Below are 1,040 nucleotides of genomic sequence, written 5' to 3'. Positions count from 1 at the left end.
AAGAAAGTGGATAAGGAGTTTGAAGTGACCGTTGCTTTTGAACCGTATCTGATGGGAATTCAAGAGATAGTTGCGAATTTAGAAACAGAATTTTCAAATAGAATAGATACCGAAGCGGTTATGCAACAATTAGCATCTGGTGAAATCACCGAAGAGGATGTTAAACAAATGAGCTATGAAGTATATCTGGATATGGTTCGGGAGAGGATAGATACTCCTAGTTATGGGGAGGAAGAACAAATGGTTCTCCATGTAAGAATAACTGATGATGGATTTTACACCATAGATGAAACGGATGTAAGCGAGTTAGATTCAAAAATGTTTGTATTATAATTTGAAGACATTTATAGAGATAGCATTGGCAGATGGGGGATAAAATTGAAGGTAGAAGAAGTAGTAAAGAAATTAAAAGCGGAGCAACTGTTAGATCAAAATGAGATTTATACATATGCCACGAAGCCGGTAATGGGTGGTATCCTCGGCGGTGCAGTAGGTGCCGCAGCAGGTGCGGTACTATTAAGTGTTTCGGGCAATATCCTTTACGTCCACAAGGCAAAATTAGATAACACCTATGGTGAGTGTCTTGATAGAATAGATATTCAAAGTATGCGTGATGTTCAGGGGAAGACGGGGGTAGTTGGCGGGAAACTTTCCTTTGAATATGATGGTAAGAGATTCAAATCCAAGATTACCTCTAGAGATAGTAGATTTATAGATTACTTTATAAATTTATAAAAACCGAAGTGGGTTGAAAGAGGAATGAGATAGTATGCTGAATTTTAAAACTGTTGAAAAGATATTACGAAGTTATAACTATGAATATGAGAATAATATTCTATACGGGGGAAATAAGGTTAGAACAAAGGCGGTCGTTCCGGTAGGACCTTTGATTCTTTATGCGCAAAATAGGCAATGGCCTTACTTCTTTAGATTTTCTATCGAAGGAATTAACTTGATTCGGATGAAAAACGGAAACGCTGATCAAGTAGAAGATAATATACTTGTGCCGTGGATGTATATAAAAGACTTGAGAATAAGAA

Annotated in this window: 3 protein-coding genes; all 3 read left to right on the top strand. The window is 36.9% G+C overall.

The window, feature by feature from the left end; all coding sequences use genetic code 11:
* The coding region (locus tag NHH16_RS15445) for a hypothetical protein (protein ID WP_262070480.1) at nucleotides 1–333 on the top strand (333 nt) is incomplete at its 5' end.
* A 45-nt stretch (nucleotides 334–378) separates the two neighbouring features.
* A complete protein-coding gene (locus tag NHH16_RS15440) occupies nucleotides 379–735 on the top strand; it encodes a hypothetical protein (RefSeq protein WP_262070479.1) in 357 nt (118 codons plus the stop codon).
* A gap of 34 nt (nucleotides 736–769) precedes the next feature.
* On the top strand, nucleotides 770–1,040 hold a 271-nt coding region (locus NHH16_RS15435), incomplete at its 3' end, for a hypothetical protein (protein WP_262070478.1).

The sequence above is a fragment of the Ohessyouella blattaphilus genome (genome assembly GCF_024721265.1).
Taxonomy (GTDB): Bacteria; Bacillota; Clostridia; order Lachnospirales; family Lachnospiraceae; genus Aequitasia; species Aequitasia blattaphilus_A.
Note: the sequence above shows the minus strand (reverse complement) of the source record. Positions and strands in the feature narration are given on the sequence as shown.